Source organism: Agreia sp. Leaf335, assembly GCF_001423605.1.
In the GTDB taxonomy this organism is placed as follows: Bacteria; Actinomycetota; Actinomycetes; order Actinomycetales; family Microbacteriaceae; genus Agreia.
In genome coordinates this window covers 815,638-833,326 of sequence record NZ_LMOQ01000003.1, presented here as the reverse complement: position 1 = coordinate 833,326, position 17,689 = coordinate 815,638, and the positions used below count along the sequence as shown (strand labels likewise).

Annotated in this window: 18 protein-coding genes and 1 tRNA gene; 10 read left to right on the top strand and 9 right to left on the bottom strand. The window is 63.3% G+C overall.

What is annotated here, in order from left to right; all coding sequences use genetic code 11:
- Positions 1–64 precede the first annotated feature (64 nt).
- Together phnD and ASF79_RS14255 are read right to left on the bottom strand one after the other, a co-directional pair.
- A complete protein-coding gene (gene phnD, locus ASF79_RS14260; protein WP_055777688.1) occupies positions 65–1,051 on the bottom strand; it encodes a phosphate/phosphite/phosphonate ABC transporter substrate-binding protein in 987 nt (328 codons plus the stop codon).
- Between the two features lie 4 nt (positions 1,052–1,055).
- Complete coding sequence (locus tag ASF79_RS14255) at positions 1,056–1,790, bottom strand: HAD family hydrolase (protein WP_235500768.1); 735 nt, start codon at positions 1,788–1,790, stop codon at positions 1,056–1,058.
- Positions 1,791–1,913: 123 nt separating this feature from the next.
- Between ASF79_RS14255 and ASF79_RS14250 the strand changes: the two genes are divergently transcribed.
- The 7 genes from ASF79_RS14250 (at position 1,914) to ASF79_RS14225 (ending at position 8,129) form a co-directional block, all read left to right on the top strand.
- On the top strand, positions 1,914–2,639 hold the full coding sequence (locus tag ASF79_RS14250; protein ID WP_055855877.1) for a hypothetical protein: 726 nt from the start codon (positions 1,914–1,916) through the stop codon (positions 2,637–2,639).
- A 60-nt stretch (positions 2,640–2,699) separates the two neighbouring features.
- A complete protein-coding gene (locus tag ASF79_RS14245; protein WP_055855872.1) occupies positions 2,700–3,134 on the top strand; it encodes a hypothetical protein in 435 nt (144 codons plus the stop codon).
- 480 nt (positions 3,135–3,614) lie between these two features.
- A complete protein-coding gene (locus ASF79_RS14240) occupies positions 3,615–5,144 on the top strand; it encodes a hypothetical protein (RefSeq protein WP_156366269.1) in 1,530 nt (509 codons plus the stop codon).
- Positions 5,145–5,238: 94 nt separating this feature from the next.
- Positions 5,239–5,463, top strand: coding sequence for a hypothetical protein (locus ASF79_RS14235; RefSeq protein ID WP_235500767.1), 225 nt, complete (start codon positions 5,239–5,241; stop codon positions 5,461–5,463).
- A gap of 401 nt (positions 5,464–5,864) precedes the next feature.
- Positions 5,865–6,851: a hypothetical protein gene (locus tag ASF79_RS14230; protein WP_156366268.1), complete on the top strand. Its 987-nt coding sequence runs from the start codon at positions 5,865–5,867 to the stop codon at positions 6,849–6,851.
- 125 nt (positions 6,852–6,976) lie between these two features.
- The gene (locus tag ASF79_RS17420) at positions 6,977–7,657 is read left to right on the top strand and encodes a DUF5343 domain-containing protein (protein WP_156366267.1); all 681 of its coding nucleotides are present in this window, start codon (positions 6,977–6,979) and stop codon (positions 7,655–7,657) included.
- Positions 7,650–8,129 carry a TIGR02391 family protein gene (locus tag ASF79_RS14225; RefSeq protein WP_055855860.1) on the top strand — a complete coding sequence of 160 codons (480 nt, stop codon included), beginning with the start codon at positions 7,650–7,652 and terminating at the stop codon, positions 8,127–8,129. Before ASF79_RS17420 ends, ASF79_RS14225 begins: the two co-directional genes overlap by 8 nt.
- 12 nt (positions 8,130–8,141) lie before the next feature.
- Here the strand turns inward: ASF79_RS14225 and ASF79_RS14220 are convergent.
- The 5 genes from ASF79_RS14220 to ASF79_RS14200 form a co-directional block, all read right to left on the bottom strand.
- Positions 8,142–8,216: transfer RNA gene (locus ASF79_RS14220), tRNA-Arg, on the bottom strand.
- A 208-nt stretch (positions 8,217–8,424) separates the two neighbouring features.
- A complete protein-coding gene (locus tag ASF79_RS14215; protein WP_055777703.1) occupies positions 8,425–8,922 on the bottom strand; it encodes an HNH endonuclease in 498 nt (165 codons plus the stop codon).
- 347 nt (positions 8,923–9,269) lie between these two features.
- Complete coding sequence (locus ASF79_RS14210) at positions 9,270–10,151, bottom strand: C40 family peptidase (RefSeq protein WP_055855857.1); 882 nt, start codon at positions 10,149–10,151, stop codon at positions 9,270–9,272.
- A gap of 236 nt (positions 10,152–10,387) precedes the next feature.
- Positions 10,388–12,148, bottom strand: a complete 1,761-nt coding sequence (locus tag ASF79_RS17565) for a hypothetical protein (RefSeq protein WP_055855853.1) — start codon at positions 12,146–12,148, stop codon at positions 10,388–10,390.
- A 232-nt stretch (positions 12,149–12,380) separates the two neighbouring features.
- The gene (locus ASF79_RS14200) at positions 12,381–13,073 is read right to left on the bottom strand and encodes a metal-dependent transcriptional regulator (RefSeq protein WP_055777714.1); all 693 of its coding nucleotides are present in this window, start codon (positions 13,071–13,073) and stop codon (positions 12,381–12,383) included.
- Between the two features lie 88 nt (positions 13,074–13,161).
- Between ASF79_RS14200 and serC the strand changes: the two genes are divergently transcribed.
- On the top strand, positions 13,162–14,274 hold the full coding sequence (gene serC, locus ASF79_RS14195; RefSeq protein WP_055855850.1) for a phosphoserine transaminase: 1,113 nt from the start codon (positions 13,162–13,164) through the stop codon (positions 14,272–14,274).
- Between the two features lie 135 nt (positions 14,275–14,409).
- On the opposite strand, the gene ASF79_RS14190 is transcribed toward serC, so the two are convergent.
- Complete coding sequence (locus ASF79_RS14190) at positions 14,410–15,129, bottom strand: DUF3027 domain-containing protein (RefSeq protein WP_055855847.1); 720 nt, start codon at positions 15,127–15,129, stop codon at positions 14,410–14,412.
- 6 nt (positions 15,130–15,135) lie between these two features.
- Entirely contained in the window at positions 15,136–15,516 is a 381-nt protein-coding gene (locus ASF79_RS14185; protein ID WP_055777724.1) for a cold-shock protein, read from the bottom strand.
- Between the two features lie 93 nt (positions 15,517–15,609).
- Here ASF79_RS14185 and ASF79_RS14180 point away from each other — a divergent pair, with 93 nt between their 5' ends.
- Positions 15,610–15,879, top strand: a complete 270-nt coding sequence (locus tag ASF79_RS14180; RefSeq protein WP_055777727.1) for a hypothetical protein — start codon at positions 15,610–15,612, stop codon at positions 15,877–15,879.
- On the top strand, positions 15,876–17,660 hold the full coding sequence (locus ASF79_RS14175; RefSeq protein WP_055855844.1) for a helicase-associated domain-containing protein: 1,785 nt from the start codon (positions 15,876–15,878) through the stop codon (positions 17,658–17,660). Before ASF79_RS14180 ends, ASF79_RS14175 begins: the two co-directional genes overlap by 4 nt.
- The last annotated feature ends 29 nt before the right edge of the window (positions 17,661–17,689 follow it).

The following is a 17,689-nucleotide window of genomic DNA, read 5'->3' as shown; positions in this document are numbered from 1 at the left end:
GCGGATAACCCACGGCGCGGAGGCCGAGGCGACTGCCCCGACCTCCGCAGTGTGCTGAGTCACGCTACTTCAGTCCGAGCTTGTCGGCCGCGCGGGCGACGACGTCGAGCGAGCCCGGGTCGGCCGGAGCCAGCTTGGTGATCGAGTAGATCGCGGTAAGTTCCTTCGACCCCTCGGGGGTGTTCGAGTAGTCCTCGAGCGCCTTGGTGATCTTGTCCTGCATGTCCTTCGGCAGGTCCTTCGTGAGCGCCACTCCGTCGTTGGGGATCTCGTCGGAGAGGGCGAAGACAACGACCTTCTGTCCCACGTCGGGCTTGTCGCTCTTCACAATGTCGCGGGCGTCCCAGAAGCTGAATCCCACCTCGGCGTCGCCGTTGTAGACGGCCAGAACGCTGGCGTCGTTGGCCGTGACGGGCAGCTGTTCGATGTCGTTGTCTGTGTCGATGCCGGCCTCCTGCAGGGCGAGCACCGGGTAGATGTAACCGGCGGGCGATCCGGGGCCGAGCATGGCCACCTTGACGCCGTCTTTGATCTTCGAGATCGAGTCGAGCCCGGCCGGGCCCTTCAGAGCGTCGGCGCCGTTGCAGAAGAGCTTGCCGTCGCGCTCGACGGGGGTGTCGTCGCAGTACTTGTCGGGGTTGTTCGTCATGAACTGGGCCGGGTAGGTGATGTTGCCGTTGCGCTCGGTCTGCAGCACGACGGATGCGCCGTACATGTCGCTCGCCTGCCACAGCTGCAGCGACGGCAGGAAGCCGATCTGCGCCTGGCCTGCACCCATCGCCTCGACGGCGGCCTGGTAGTCCTTCGACACCACGCCGGTGACGGGGATGCCAAGGGCCTTCGTGAGCATGTCGGTGAGCGGCTTAGCGGTGTCGACGAGCGCGCCCTGGTCTTGCGAGGGAACGAGGGCGAGCGTGAGCGAGGTCGGGTCGGCCTGGGCCGCGTCCGTCGAGCCGTCGGTCGAGCCGGAGGCCGAGCATCCGGTGAGGGCGACGGTCGCGAGGGCGACGGTGGCCGCCCCGGCGAAGGTGAGGCGCTTGCGAGAGATCATGGAACTACCTTTCGGAGGGTGTGATGAGAGGAGCGGGTGAGGAGGATGAAGAAGAGGAGTCGCGGAGCCACTCGGTGATGGCCGGGTAGAGGTCGGGCAGGTGGTGCGCCGAGAACGTGGGCGTCACATCCGGCGTCTCGTCTGGGGTCGAGCCGACGAGAGCTGTCAGCGCCCCGCGTGCGTGAGCGGGAGCGAGATCGTTGACCCAGACGTCGCCGATGCTCAGAACCTGGCCGCGGGGCAGCCACTCGTCGAGCACGGCGCCCATGCCGTTCGGCTTGCCGAGTGAGGTGTAGGTGGCATCGAACAGGCCCGCGAGACCGAGCATCTCGAGGGCTGCATCGATGCGGATGTCGGGTGCGTTGGTGGCGACGATGAGGTTGGCGTGCTGGCGCGCCTCGCTCAGAAACTCGGCGAGGCCGTCGGGGGCCACGACGGGGGCGAGCGGCGAGCCGAGGTGTGCACGGCTGGCCAGATAGGCCTTGCCGAGCGTGTCGGGCCGGATGCCGTGGTCGGCCGACATGAGCCGCACCAGGTCGTATCCGTCGATGGCGCTCGTGCCGGGAGCGCGGCCGGAGGGGTGCTGCTCGAGCATCGCGACGACGGTCTCGACGAAGGCGTCGGCCTGGTCAGCGGACAGCTGCTGAGCCGCAGCGCGGGCGTAGGCGACGACCGGTCCCACCCCGAGGGAGAGCGTCCCATCGAAATCGAACAGCAGGCTCTTGTCGCGGTACGGCACGCTTTTCCTTTCACTTGTGGACACAGCGTCCATGATAGGTAGAGCGTATAGACGCAATGACCACGCTGGGTGAACAGCATGTAAACGATTTTTCGAGCGGCCGTCGCCGCCTACGATGGCGACGTGACGATCGACGACCTGCTGGCTGCCTCCGCCCGGATAGACGCGGGTGAATCACCGCGGGCCGTGCTCGAGGGTTCGCTTCTCGCGCGCCAGATCGGGCAGGATGCGTCGGCCCGGCGGTTCTCGCAGTGGGGCCTGTCGACCGTCGTCGACGAGAACACGGGCACGCCGGTCATCTCGCCCGAGCTCTTCGCCGAGTTGCACCGACTGGCCGGCCTCGACGCGACCTGGCCCGTCGGCAATGCCGGGCTCATCCACGTCTACGGCTATCTGCTGTCGACCGTGTCGACGCCCTATGGACTGAAGCGCGACCGCTGGGTGAACGGCGATGTGGCGCGTGCCCTCGGCCTCGAGGCATCCGTCTTTACTCCGTGGTTCGGGCCCGCGTCGGCGACCACTCCCCTGCACCGGCTGGCGGTCGCGCTGTCGCCCATCTTCGATTCTCCCGACCAGGCGCCCGGCGTCGAGTTCGTGATGCACGAGAGCTCGGATCGCATCGTGGCCACGACCGTTCTGGTGCGCCACCCGGGTAGCGGGTATTCGGCGCTCCTCTACGCCGTCGACGGCAAGCTGCTCACCGCGTTCCCCTTCGAGATCACGGCGGCGAGTATCTCGTCTCTGCAGGCGGAGCCACCGAGCCTGCGTTACAACGCCGTGGTCGACGCGCCGAGGCAGCCGCTCGACAAGCGCCGCGTGCTGATCGACGCAACATCCGACCCCGAATAAAGCAGCGCCGACTCCCCCGCTATCCCTAGTGTTAGAGCCACACGAGCAAAGGAGCACGGCATGGCCGAGTCGAGCGCAGGGCTGTCAAAAGAGGAACGCGACGCCGTCAAGGAGCGGGCGAAGGAGCTGCGCGAGGAGGCCAAGGCAGGCAAGAACCGCGAGGCCGGCGAGAAGGCCGTGGCGAAGGCGATCGAAGAGATGCCCGAATCGGATGCCGCTATCGCGGGCCGCATCCACGAACTCGTCGCAGAGCACGCGCCCCAGCTGATGCCGAAGACCTGGTACAGCCAGCCGGCCTACGCGAACACAGAGGGCAAAGTCATCTTGTTCGTGCAGAGCGCGGCGAAGTTCAAGACGCGCTACTGCACGCTGGGCTTCAGTGAAGACGCGCAGCTCGACGACGGGCAGATGTGGCCCACGTCGTTTGCCGTGCTCGAGATCACGCCCGCGGTGGAGAAGAGGATCGCGGAGCTCATCCTGGGCGCGGCCGGCTGAGATAGCTTCGCGCCGTTGTTGGGCGTAGGAGACTGCGCACGACTGTGCGTGAGACTAGAACAACGGTCACGAACTCGAGGGTACGTATCGCGCTTATTCTCGGCGCAACGTTGCGCGAATTCTCGGCACCGGCACCGACCTCGTCGAATACGCCGACCGCTCGAGGGCAACCGGCTGAGTCTTCCACGGAACGGCGACGCCAGTTCCGGTCGCATCATCCGCGTCTTTGACGCATCTTCAGAAGCACGATGTTTCCTCTCAGGGGAGTTGACGAAGCCTATTAGACGATTGCTTCGTTGTTCCAGGCACCAGCGAACGACCGCATGTACCTGAGGTTGGAGTGCAAGCAACCACCGTAATCCGGGAATGACTTCCGCCTGTCGTGCGCGGGCCACTCAACCTCCCAGACGTACTTTCCCCGCCGAGGCTCCCTGTCCAAGATGCGGCGTCTAGCTGCCTTTCAACCCATAGCATCTACACATGCCGAAGAAGATGCCAAACCGCGTGATCCCAGCCGAATGGACGTTGGTTCGGGAAGGGTGGGAGGATGCGACCGTCCCCGGAACCTTGGAGATATCACCAGATCATCCAACACACACCATCCGTCTCCATAAGGAGTTCCCTGATGTCTCCGAAGCCGATGTGTTCGCAGCGATCTTCTTAGGTAAGAGCAAACGGGAGACGTATCCCATTCTCTATGGGGAAACCCTGGAGGGACTTTTTACCGCGATCGACAGCACCATTGTGCATCGGCAGCATGGTTCAGGGATATCTGATGTGAAACTCATCCCGAGCTTCGTGCTCCACGGCCACTTCTCCGAAGAAGAGTTGTTCATCACGGAAGCCACGGTTCGCTTTTGGGATATGGATCACTGGGCAACGTTCGAAAGCTTCTCGATCGAGCCGTTAGAGAACGCGAGTGAAGGCGTCACCATAACCCAGCACCGTATCCCAGAGAGCACCGCCGAGTACAAGGGAGCGACCGTGACCCTCGAAGATTCAGCAAGGCAAACGTTCAGCGGGTTGGGCAGGATCACCCTGCTGCAGCGAGCTCAGTTCAAGTTAAAGTTCCCTAACTCGATACCTCTACGCGCGTTTATAGGTGAATGGCTCAAGCCACTCCAGTTCTGGGTTTCTACCGGAACCAGGAGAACGACCGGAGTTGAATACCTTTACATCCACAACCGTGAATGGAAAGACCCAGCAATACCGGAAGAACCCTTTCCGCCCACCCAAATGATCCCGCGCAATCCGAAGCGTAACTATGACGCGGAGGACCACCCAAGCATGCTTCACCACCTCAGAGATTTCGATTACCAGAAGCAGCTGCCGGTGGTGTTCGACACGTACTTCGCTCATGGCTTCGTAATTGATCAGTTCCTTGACTTCATTCACCAGCCCTCAATACGGCCGCTCACTGCATTTACCTCATTGGCTTCCTTCACGGAGGCTTTCGATCGTTCGTTGAACCCAGACCCTGAACCTAGCCCTGAGGTGAAAGATCACGCAGCAGCAATCATGGAGTTAGCTACCGAGAACCTCGACCATCCTGAGCTTGGACAATATGCCCGTGATCTGTCCAGAGCAGTGCTACAAGCTCACTGGGCAACCCTAGCTAGCCGTCTAAGCCGCTTGGACAAGCAAAGCGGTTCATTCGTGAGCACAACCCTGGGTGATAAATCGTGGAAGACGAGAGTCCCTGATGTGCGGAATGCTGTCATCCACGGCTTACCTAGCGCGGACTTCTTCAAGAAGAACATGATCCCAATACAGGTTGGTCGGGATATTTTACGGATGCTGTTCGAGGTGCGCCTGCTTGTGGCTCTCGGTTTCACCACCCATAAGGCGGGAAAGATCATGTCGGAGAACCCGCGCTTCTTCCGACAGAAGCACCTCATCACTGATTACCTTGATGTGTTCGAAGCATTCGCCGAAGCAAACAAGCCTGTAGTTCTCGAACAGGGCGAAGACGCAGCTGGTCAAACTCCAACTAACAATGCGAAGGCGTGAATATCGAAATCGTTCGGTAGGACTGCCGTGATCTCCAAAGACGAGCTCATTCGCTTATCACGACGCCGGTCTGTCGGCCGCAGAGGTCGCCGTGATGGAGTTCGCCGAGAAGCTCGGCGCCGACTCGGCAGCGATGACGGATGCCGACAGCCTGACCCTTCGCGATCACGGGTTCACCGATCGGGAGATCGTCGACATCGCCCTCGTGGCTGCCGTCCGGAATTACTACAGCCGGGCGCTTCATGCACTCGGCGTCCAGGTGGATGTTGCGTCCGGGCTCAGCGAGCCGCTCCGGTCGGCGCTCCTCAATGAGCGATAGATCTGGAATCGCTCGGGGCTGCGGCGCAGAGTAGACCCTACGGCGAGGTTACGTCCCAGATCGGACGCCGCTGTCGCGGACATGCGAACAAACTCGACACGAAGCCCGCCCGAACTCATGCCGAGGCCAGCTGGACGTCGAGAACAACAGGGCTAAATAATCCCGACCTACTGAGTGGCTAAAAGTGCAAGATGCAATTCCACGCAAGGGCCGCGAGCGAAGACGCGATCCTCGACGACGCGAGATCTGGCCGACCTCATTCGCGTTGATCGAACTGATCTCCGCAGTGAGGAAAACAACGGCTGCCTCGCTCCACGCGAATTGACAAAACGTCAATATCTGCCTGGATACAAGTACCGATTCCTCTCGCGTTCATTCAAGTGGGTGGGGATAATTACACCGTGACACACAACCTGTCGGTCGAGCTTCTAGGGTTTCCGAATCGCTATGCGCGCCAGATAGAGATAGATGTGAGTCGAGAGGAATTGTTTCTCGCAGCGATAACCACGGGCAAGGGTGGCGACCTACTGGGCACCAGGATCCCCTTCACAGTGGGTGAACTGGTTTGGAAACTCGGCGTGCTGGACGGCTGTGTAGAATTCGACGAATCCGGTCGACTCAATATCAATGACGGGGTAGCACTTCTAGACCCTAGTGAGAAATCGGCTCTGGCATATATTCTCTCCAACGCTCAGACCGGCCTCATCGCGAATCGGGTGTTGGGCGCTACCCACGTGCTTCATCTAAAGGCTCTATCGCTTGACCGATCTCGGCGGACCGCAGGTGTCCGCAACCTTCCGGACTTTGTTGGGATCGATGCGCTTTCACTTAATACTTTCGTCATCGAAACGAAGGGAACGGTGCGGCGCAAGGTTGACGCGGAGGCAGAACGAAAGGCGATTCTGCAGCTCGGTACCCGCGTCTCGCTCAAGGGCTACCGAAATACGCTCCGCTACGCGCACTATTCAGAATTTCCGAATGGGGTCTGGCGCGCTCGCCTGCAGTACGAATCAGGCCGATCGAATTATGTGCAATCTACCGGGGGTCGCGCTCTATGGGCTTACTATTTTCCTCTCGTGGATTGGCTGCAGAAGCTGCCAGCCCGCGTAGACAGCGGATCCCGTTACCGATGGGCGAAAATCGGCGAACTTAACGTCGAGTTTGGAATCTCGCATCGCGTAGTGGACGCGGTTGAAGTAATCACAAGACATCGATCACAGCTACCCGAATCCTCCACTTTCGCAACCGAGCTTCTTTTGCACAAAGGAGACGATTTCGGGTTCGACGGACTCAAAGCTGTCGCCCGCGACGAAGCCATGACCCAGAACTCCAACGACGGCGAAGTTTATATGGGCGCTGACGGGCTAGCAGTGCGTTCAAGCTCATAGTGATGAAGCCCGCAGCGCCTGAGACTTCGACTTAATCATGGTTTCTGCTCGGTATTGTGCAACGAACAGCCATAATGCAACTAACCGTCCTGTTTAACACAGGCTTTTCGGATTAGGAGACTTCGTTGGCCACTTACCCATACACGTCCGGTCAAGGAGCGCTTGTTAAGGCGTTCGAGCAATTCCGAAAAGCCTTCCCGCCCGTATTAGATGCCTCGACACTCAAGCGATTTAACATTGCCCCAGCAAACGAATCGTATGTTATCAATATTTATCGTTTCTTAGGCCTCATCGACGACGAAGGAAAAAAAGTCGACGGTACGACGGACCTTTTCTTTCACGGAGAAGATGAATTCCGAAGTGGGCTCGAGGGCTTAATCCAAACAGCCTATGCCGACCTGTTTGCGGATCACGGAGCCACGGCATGGGATGAAAGTCGAGACACCCTCGCTACGTGGTTCCGGGTTAAGGACAAGACTTCCGACCTCATCGGTGGTCGACAGGCTTCCACCTTTCTCACTCTGGCCGCACTTGCCGGACACGGAGATCCGGTTCGCCCTAGCATCTCAACGAAGCCAGCCGCTTCCCCGAAGCCTGTCGTCAAGAAAGTCAACAAGTCGGATAAAGCAGATTCGACCTCGACTTCAGGCCCCGGCTCTGTAAGCACAAATCCTTCGACGGGCGAGGGGCGAGACGATATCGGGTTGACCGTCCGCATCGAGGTAAACCTGCCCGCAGCGGGAACCGCCGACGTATACGACGCGATATTTGCAAGCATTAGGAAGAACCTAATCGACCGTGCTTGACCTCAATTGGTTCGAGGACGTGGTCCGTCGTGCTCATATTTTTACTGAATCGACCCAGGAGGATGCCGAGCAATTACATCCCTTCGAGACAAGAGATGTCCACCCGGATCTTCCAAAAAAAGTTCGCGCACTGTACGACGATGGCTACTACGCAGAGGCGACGTTTGAAGCATTCAAGTATGTTGAAAAGGAGGTCAAACGAATCAGCAAGATTCAGGGCCTAACCGGCAACAAACTGATGATGGCCGCTTTCAACGAGCAGAACCCTATTGTCGCTCTCAACTCAATGGCCACGGATTCGGACAAAGACGAACAGTTCGGCTATCGCTTTATCTTTGCAGGTGCGCAGTCGGCCATTCGGAATCCTCGCGGTCACGAGACAGATCTGACAGATTCACCTGATCTCTGTTTGGATCATCTTTCTATCGCATCAGTCTTATTGCGGAAGCTTGACGAGGTCGGCGCACGCTGAGCTACGAAGGTGTGGTGCCCCTGGAGGGACTCGAACCCCCAACCTGTTCCTTAGGACGGAATTGCTCTTCCATTGAGCTACAGAGGCTGGCCTTTAGGAGTTTAGCTTAGAGGCGAGGGTGAGTGGTCTCGATACGGTCGCTGCGGGACTCGCTCGACCGGCGCATCCGGCGAGGTGGTGGTCTCGATACGCGTCGGCCGCAGGCGGCCTTTGGCTACTCGACCAGCGCGAATCCAGCAAGCGCGGCGAAGCCGCCCAATCGGATGGGCACGGCGAAGCCGTTCAATAGCGCTAGCTACGCCGCGCTCTCGATGTAGCCCTCCCACGCCGGCTCCGCGCGCTCCGCTCCGCGGACCGTCCAGCCCGCCTGGTGCGGCATCTTCGGAGTGGCTCGCAGAGTCCAGCCCATCTCGGCCGGGGTGCGATCGCTCTTGATGTTGTTGCAGCGCAGACAGCAGGCCACGAGGTTCTCCCACGTGTCCTTGCCTCCGCGCGACTTGGGCATCACATGGTCGATGGTGGTGGCTGATCCCCCGCAGTAGAGGCAACGCATACCGTCACGGCGCAGCACTCCGCGGCGCGACACGGGCATGAGCCTGGTCGAGGGAATGCGCACGTAGCGCGTGAGGATGATGACACTCGGTCGGTCGAACAGCCCCGAGGTCGCCCACACCGGATGCTCGACGTCGCTCTCGATGATCGTCGCCTTCTCGTTCATCACGAGAACGATGGCGCGCTTGAACGAGACCACTCCGAGTGGCTCGTATCCCGCGTTCAAAACAAGTGTTCGCATTGTTGCCCTTTCGAATTGCCCTGCACGGCTTGCAGGGACCCGATGTGTCACCCATCGATTTCTTCGCGATCAGAGGAGCAAATGGACACAAAAAAGGGCACCGTCAAAATGACAGCACCCTAACTCAGCCGAACCCGGCTCAGACAACGTCCACTCGTGTGACTCCTGACGGCAAGCAGGCGGCAACCCGTGGTGCGGATGCTCCTGCCAGCTATCACGAGGTCTCCTCTAAAGGCTCGAATAATTGCAGTAAGAGTAACCCACGAACGGCGTACCACAAACCTTGTGGCACGCCGTTCGGGTGAGCTGTAACCGATTGTTCACAAATCGGCCAGCGACGAATATCGCTAGACGATGCGCACGAAGTAGTAGCTGCCCCACAGCGCACGGTGCTCGACCATGCGGCCCCAGTCGGGCGAATCGATCACTCCGCCGGCACCGTCGTAGATGCCGATGTGGTACATCGGCCACACCACGAGGTCGCCGGGCTGGGCGTCTTCGGGCGAGACGCGAATGCCCATGGCGGCCTGGTTGCCGACGATGCGGGGCAGGTACACGCCGAACTGGCCGAACACGTACTGGGTCAGCCCATCGCATCCGAAACCGGCCTCGGGAGTGGCGCCGGCGCTATACGGAACGACGCCGACGAACTGCTCGGCGTAGTCGACGACGGCCTGGCCGCTGTACGCGCCGGAGGGCGGGTTCACGGCGAAGGTTCCGGCGGTGGGCGTGGTCGAAGCGGATGCCGTGCTGGCCTCGGTTGCGGCGACCGCGGCGGCGGCCGCATCGCGGGCGGCCTGCAACTGCTCGCTCGTGGGAGCGGTGTAGGCGTCGCGGCTCACAGCGAGTGCGGCGGCGGTGTCGTCGACGGTGAGGGTCTGCGCTCCCCCGGCCAGATCGGTCGAGTTCTTCGCGTCGAAACCAGCGTTGCCATTGCCGAAGGCGTAGGCGGGAAGCGCCATCGTGGCGATGAGCCCCACGGCGAACGCCATGACGACGCCGCCCGCGACGTTGCGCTTGGTGGGCATCTTGAAGCGGCGCGGCGGTGCGGTCTGAGCACTCTTGGCGACGGCGGCGGATGCGCGGGGCGCCGCAATCACCGACGTAGCCGAGCGGGTCACCGGGGTGAGGGGTCGCGGAACGGCCGGAACGATGGCGTTCTCGTCGATCGAGGTGTTCGGGTTCGGCTGGTCGTTCGGGGCGTCCAGCGACTCACGAAATTCGGTCAAGTCTGTACCTCCGGCACCTCGCGCGGCCTCTAGGGTGCCGTCCCGTCCCACTGAATTGTCTGCGGGGTATACATGCCAAGAGACGGGGAAAGAGGTGTCTTGGAACGGTCCATTCGCCATGCTCCGGCTGTCTGGACTCGTCCGATGCTACGTGACCGTTACCTATTTGTCACCTAAATGACACCGAATTTAACGGATTGGTAACGGCGGGAATGAAAAAAGCTCAGCGCGAAGGGCTACTTGAAGTCTCTGTCGAGGTTCACGTTCAAGGCACCTGTCGTGCTACCCACGTCGATGTGCATGTGGGTGCACGAGTCGGGGAACTCCTTGAAATTCAGGAGGTTGAGGGAGACTCCCGCAGACGCGCGGCACTCGCTCTGACCCAGGTTCGAACCGGAGGGCATGATCGGGTCGAGCACCTCGGCGAACTTCACCGTGTTCTGGTCTGCGCCGGGCAACGAGGCACCGTTGATCAGATAGAAGTCCACGGCGTGGCCACCGCCGTTGATGTAGTGCGACGACCCGGTTCCCGCGCCCTCGATCTGGCCGGTGCACTTGCGGTTGATGTCGCTCACGGCGACGGTGTCGAAAGTGCGCACGGCGATCACCATCACCTGCAGAATGCGCAGGTCGATGCCGCAGTCCGGCTTCACGATGCCGTCGGCCAGGGCCTGGATCTCGGGGATGTGATCGGGCACCGACCCCTTGAGCTTGCCCGCGGCCACAGCGGCCATCAGCTCTTGAGCCAGCTTCTGCGACTCTTTCGAGACGTAGCTGTTCGTGGTCGAGTAGAGCGAGCCGGGGGCGCCTTCGGCGTAGAAGTCGTCGCGCACAGCGTTGAGCGCCGGGCCTTCGCCGACAGAGAGATTCTGGCTGTCGGTGACGTCACCGGGCGTCTGCTTGGCCGCGAAGTCCGACGGGCTCGCGAAGCCCAGCGAGGGAATCGAGATCGAGACGACGAACAGAGCAGCGATCATCATGACGAAGCCCGCGAGAATGCGTCGCTTGATCGGCTGCGACCGCGCGTGCGACACGAAGGTGCCACTCGACGACGACAGCAGCTCTGCAACGGGAAGCGAGCGCCTGATGCGCGGAGAGGCGATCGGCACGGGACGCACGGGGGCGTCGTCGCCCGCTGTCGCTAGGGCGGACATCACCTCGGAAGCCGAATGCGGCGCGACGATGTCGATCTCGGTGCTCACCGTGCTCGGCTCGATCACGACGTGATGTTCGGCGAAGTCGACCTCTGCGCTCATCACGGTCTCGGCGGCGATGTGCTCGGCCGTCTCGATCTCGAGCATCGGATGCTGCGCCACCAGTTCGATCTCGAGCGGCACCGTCTCGAGGTTGGCGACCGCGAGCATCCGCTCGTCGATCGCATGCTCTGCGGATGGCTCCGCCTCGAGCTCCTCGGCGACGACGGGAGCCTCCTCGGCCTCCGCTAGCGGCGTCTTCTCGACCTCGACGGAGGGGGTCGCCGCGATCTCGATGGCGGGCGTCTCTATCCGCGCACGGCGGGCTCGCCTCGACGTGGGTGCAACGCGTGCGGGCTCAGGCTTTGGCTCTGGCTCTGGCTCTGGCTCTGGCTCTGGCTCTGGCTCTGGCTCTGGCTCTGGCTCTGGCTCTGGCTCTGGCTCTGGCTCGATTACAGGCTCTGGCTCTTCGACGAGGACAGCCTCGACGACAGGCTCTGGCTCGGTCACACGCTCGGCGGGAACGTCCGAGTCGGGGGCGACCACGGCATCCGGAGCAGCGGCCGGCGCATCGCGCCTGGTGGCGTAACGCTCTTCGTACTCGCGCTCGCGCCGCTCTCGACGGCTCAGGCCGGCGGCCGCCTGTGCGGCAGCAGCTCGGTGCTGAGCCTCGGCTTCGGCCTCTGCCTGCTCCCGATCACGCAGCTGCCGGCGGCTCAGTGCGGCCGCGGGCTGCGTCGACCGTGAATCGCGGCGGCGGCGAGTGTTCTCGGCGTCTTTCTGCGATTCGGCGGGTTCGACCACGGGGCTGAGTATCCTTCGATGCCATGACTGGCAGACGTGTCCGACCGTCTTGGCGCAAAACGGGGCCGGGTAGTGCAGGAGACAGTCGGAGGGCGCATCCTGATCCGGAGCTCCGCCGCTCTGACGAGCAGCAGGAACTGTTCGAGGGTATGCGAATCCGACCCCCGTGTCACACTGACCCGGTCACCTGACAGCGCGCCTCCAGCGCACAAACAGGATCGGAGCAGGCGAATCAGATGCCGACGAAGATGTGACCCGCGACCTCGTTGGGAAGCTCGAGCCCCTCGGCGAATCCCTCGACCTCGACCAGAATGTACGAACCGACCTGCGAGAACGCGGCCGTGTTTCCGGGAACGACGCCGAACTGCTTGAGCTGCAGCAGCAGCTCCGGGTCGACCTGCGCGGGCTCGCCGAGACGGCGGATGGTCTTGGTCTGCGGCCCGACGGCCCCGTGCACGAGGGTGAGCAGGTTCACGACACCGCGGGTGAAGGGAACCGAGGGAGCGTCGCCGAATTCGTCGAGACCGGGGATCGGGTTGCCGTACGGCGACTCGGTGGGGTGGTCGAGCATCTCGATGATGCGCCGCTCGACCTGCTCGCTCATGACATGCTCCCACCGGCATGCCTCTTCGTGTACGTACTCCCAGTCGAGACCGATCACGTCGCTAAGCAGGCGCTCGGCCAGGCGGTGCTTGCGCATCACGTGAACGGCCTTGGTGCGACCGGTGCCGGTGAGTTCGAGGTGGCGGTCTCCCGAGACGACGACGAGGCCGTCGCGCTCCATGCGGCCGACGGTCTGCGAGACGGTGGGGCCGGAGTGTCCGAGGCGCTCAGAGATGCGTGCGCGCAGCGGAATGATGTTCTCCTCCTCCAGTTCGAGGATCGTGCGGAGGTACATCTCCGTTGTGTCAATGAGATCGGCCAACGATCACTCCTTAGGAAGTTGCGCACGTACGCCTCCACCATAACGTTTGGACGCGTTGGGTAAGGCTCGGCTCACTAGACTCAACATCATGCCTGAACTGACAATTCCCAGCGCCCTCTTGCCCGTCGACGGTCGTTTCGGTTGCGGCCCATCGAAGGTTCGCCCCGAGCAGCTCGTCGACCTCACCACGCGCGGGGCCTCTCTACTGGGAACGTCGCACCGTCAGGCGCCGGTCAAGAACCTCGTCGGATCGGTGCGCGAGGGACTCTCGACGCTGTTCTCGCTGCCCGAGGGCTACGAGGTCGTTCTCGGCAACGGCGGATCGACCGCCTTCTGGGACGCGGCGGCATTCGGTCTCATCGAGAAGCGCAGCGAGCACCTCACCTTCGGCGAGTTCGGCTCGAAGTTCGCCGCGGCGGCCAAGGCCCCGTGGCTCGAGGCACCCCACGTGATCAACGCACCGGGCGGCTCACGAAGCGAGATCGAGATCGTCGAGGGCGTGGATGTCTACGCCTGGCCGCACAATGAGACCAGCACCGGTGTGATGGCACCGATCAAGCGCGTTCACGGCGACGCGGGCGCTCTCACGGTGGTCGACGCGACCAGCGCAGCCGGCGGCATCCAGTTCGACGCGGCCGAGACCGACGTCTACTACTTCGCCCCGCAGAAGAACTTTGCGTCTGATGGCGGCCTGTGGTTCGGCCTCTTCTCCCCCGCCGCCCTCGAGCGCGTCGAGCGCATCGCGGCGTCCGACCGCTACATCCCCGAGTTCCTCAGCATCAAGAACGCGGTCGACAACTCGCGCCTCAACCAGACCCTCAACACCCCCGCCATCGCGACCCTCGTGATGCTCGACAACCAGATCGAGTGGATCAACGGCAACGGCGGCCTCGAGTGGGCGTCTGCTCGCACCGCGGAGTCGTCGAGCGCGCTCTACGACTGGGCCGGCTCTGTCGACTACGCGAGCCCCTTCGTCGAGAACCCCGAGCACCGCTCGCAGGTCGTCGTCACCATCGACTTCGACGACGCGATCGATGCAGCCGCCATCGCCAAGGTGCTGCGCGCCAACGGCATCGTCGACACCGAGCCCTACCGCAAGCTGGGCCGCAACCAGCTGCGCGTCGCCACCTTCGTGGCCATCGAGCCGTCCGACGTGCGCGCACTCATCTCGTCGATCGAGTACGTGGTCGAGAACCTCTAGCGCTCCGAACGCAGAGAACGGGCGGAGATTCGGGGTATCCGACGCGCATAGAGCGTCGGACCCGCGGAATCTCCGCCCGTTTGCGTTCTCGCTCGCCGAATGCCGCCCCTTCGACGAGCTCCGGAGCGGCGCGGCTCAGCGCAGGTCTTCGGGGGCGTCTTCGTCGTAGTAGACGCTCGAGCGGGGCTCGGAGTCGTCGAGTTCGACCACGGTGAGGCCCTCTTCGTCGACATCGACCGTCTGCTCCGCCTTGGCCGGGGCCGGTGCGTCGTCGCCGCGAACGAGAACAGACGCGTCGAGAACGGCCGCCTCAGCCTGCTCGTGAACGGCGTCGTCGAGCACGTCGTCGTCGAGAATGTGGTCGTCGAGATCGAGTTCGTCGTCGTCGAGGTCTTCATCGTCCGAGTCGTCGTCGACATCGTCTTCATCGTCGTCGTCTTCGTCCGCCGCGAGCGCCGCGGCGTGCTCCTGCGCGAGCTTGTAATCCTCGAGGCGATCCGACCATGGGGTCCACTCGGGCGCCAGAACAGAGGTCTCACCCGGGAGCAGCTCGGTCTCGAGAACCGCGGGTTCACTGTCGGCGTCGATCCGTGAGAGCGTCGCGGTCCAGTGCCAGTCGGGGTAGCCGGGCATCAGCGACGCGAAGTGCAGGCTCAGCACGTGCTCGTCGTGAGCGGTGTGCCCGACGACCGCGCCGATCGTCGAAGCCGGAGTGATCTCGAGAAGCGCCGCGCGCGCCTGATCGACGGCCGCCAGAAGAACAGGATCCGCCTCGAAGACGGGCGCTGTGTCGACGGTCTCGCCCTCGACCTGGTCGTCAGACGACTCGTCGGGGGTGGGGTCGGAGTGCTGCACCGGTGTCTACGCGTCCAATTCGTCGGCGACCTTGCGCAGCAGCGCAGCGATCTTGCGGCTGTGCGCCGTGTCGGGGTAGCGGCCCCGCTTGAGGTTCGTACCGATGCCGTCGAGAACCTTGACCAGGTCTTCGACGATGATCGCCATGTCGTCGGCCGGCTTGCGGCTGAGCTTCACGAGGCTGGGCGGGGCTTCGAGAACGCGCACCGAGAGGGCCTGGGCGCCTCGCTTGCCATCGGCGATGCCGAATTCGAGCTTGGTGCCCGCCTTGACCGTCGTACCGGCGGGCAGGGCTGACGCGTGCAGGAAGACCTCTGAGCCGTCATCGGAACTGATGAAGCCGAAGCCCTTCTCATCGTCGTAGAACTTGACCTTGCCGGTAGGCATTCGCGGATCTCCTTGTGTGAATACTGGCCGCCACGTGGCTGGCGGGCACACGATAGCCTAACCGGCCTGCGCGGAGACCGTATCCTTAGGGGTGTGACAGACAATCAGACACAGCCGGTTCGCTCAAGCGAGCGCATCCTGGCCTTCATGATCGCCGGCATCATCGGGGCGTCGCTGCTCTGCTTCGCGTCGTTCCTCATCGCGTCGCTGGTGGGAGTGCGCGGCGAGGCGCTGTCGCAGGGCGTCTGGCCCGTCGTCGTGATCTTTCCGCTGATCGGCCTCCCGATCGGACTGGTGCTCATCATCGTGCTGCTGTTCATGAATCTCCGCCGCCGCGCCAAGGAGGCACCGAAGCCTCGATGAGCGACACTCTCGCTCTCGCCGGTCGACTCCAGCTTCTGGATGACGACGCGCTCGTCGCGCTCGTCTCCACACGTCTGTCCGATGCCCGCGGCATCAAGGACTTCTTCGATCTCGCCGACCGGCTCCTCGACCCGGCCGCCGTCGACGCCGCACTCGCCACGCTCCCCCGCCGCACTCTCGCGGCCCTCGCGCATCCGTCGCCCGACACCGACCCGGCCGATCTCGAGCCGGCAGACCGACTGTTTCTGACCGACGGTCAGACGCCGGGCGGGCCCCTGGATGCCGTCGCCCGCGTTCTCGAGTCGTGGCCGGCCCGAGGCCTGCCGTCGGCCGAGCAACTCGCGAACGAGCCTGCACCGGAGGACACCGACCGCGCACCGCAGCGCGACAGCAGTGACCGGATGGCCGCCGAACGCGCGTTCACCGCCACCGCCGGCATCGCCGAACTCCTGCACGAACTGCGTGCGACTCCCGTGAGGGAACTCGCCAAGGGTGGCGTCGCAGCCCCCGACGCGAAGAGGCTGCTCGCCTCTCTGTCGATCGAGCCCAACGACCTCGACGCTCTGCTGCGCATCGCGCGCCGAGCCGGTCTCGTGACTCTCGACGATCTTCTGTGGACCGCGACCGACAAGGCGCTGCCCTGGCTGCTCAAGGGTTCGGCAGATCGCTGGATCGCCCTGGCGACCTCGTGGCTCGACGCCCTGGCGACCGACATCGGAGAGGTACTGCGCTCGCGCAGTCGCCGCCCGTGGGGCGCCGACGCCCAGCGCACCATCGCCTACCTCTACCCGGCGGGCGGAGATGCGCTGCGGGGACGAGTCGCCTTCGTACTCGACAGCGCCGAGTATCTCGGCATCACTGCAAACGGATATCCGGGAGCAGCCGCTCGGGCGCTTCTCGACAACACCACCGAGCCGCTCTCCGACGTGGCAGCAGCGCTTCTGCCGTCGGAGGTGTCGAACGTGTACCTTCAGCACGACCTCACCGTCATCGCTCCAGGACCGCTGACTCCCGACGTCGATGTGCGGCTGCGAACGCTGGCCGACATCGAGGGCCGCGGCCTCGCATCCACCTATCGCATCTCTGCGGCGAGCGTCACCCGAGCGTTGGCCGAGGGCGAGACGGCCGAGGGCATCCTGTCGTTCTTCCGCTCTGTCTCGCTCACCGGCGTTCCTCAGCCCGTCGAGTATCTGGTCACCGAGGCCAGCTCGCGCTACGGCAGGCTGCGGGCGGGTGCGGCGAGCCCCGAGGACGAGTTGCGCGGCATCGGCAGCTACGTGCGAAGCGACGACGACGCGCTCCTGAGCACGCTCGCGGTCGACCACGGTCTCGCCTCGCTCGGCCTCGAACACGATGGCGGCGACAGGCTCACGAGCCGGTTCCCTTTCGAGACGCTGTTCTGGATGATCTCCGACGCGAGGTATCCGATCGTCGCCGAACGAGCATCCGGGGCCACATTCGCGCCGGTGCGCGCCCGCGTCTCGCAGAAGACGCCCGCGCCGAAGCCGCGCCCCTTCGTCGACCTCGTCGCACGCCTCCGTGAATCCGCTCACGCGGTCAGCGACGCCCCCGAGGCGTGGATCGCTCGGCAGCTCGACGTCGCCATCAAGGCGAAGAGCCCGCTCGCGGTCAGCGTCGGCATGCCCGACGACAAGACGGTGGTCTTCCTGGTGACTCCGCTCTCACTGGCGGCGGGCCGCCTCAGGGCGATCGACGAGAAGGCCGGAGTGGAACGCACGCTTCCCCTCCGCAACATCACCGCCGTAGCGCCCGCCCCGTAACGCGCAAGCCCCATGCGGGCAGGGCAGGG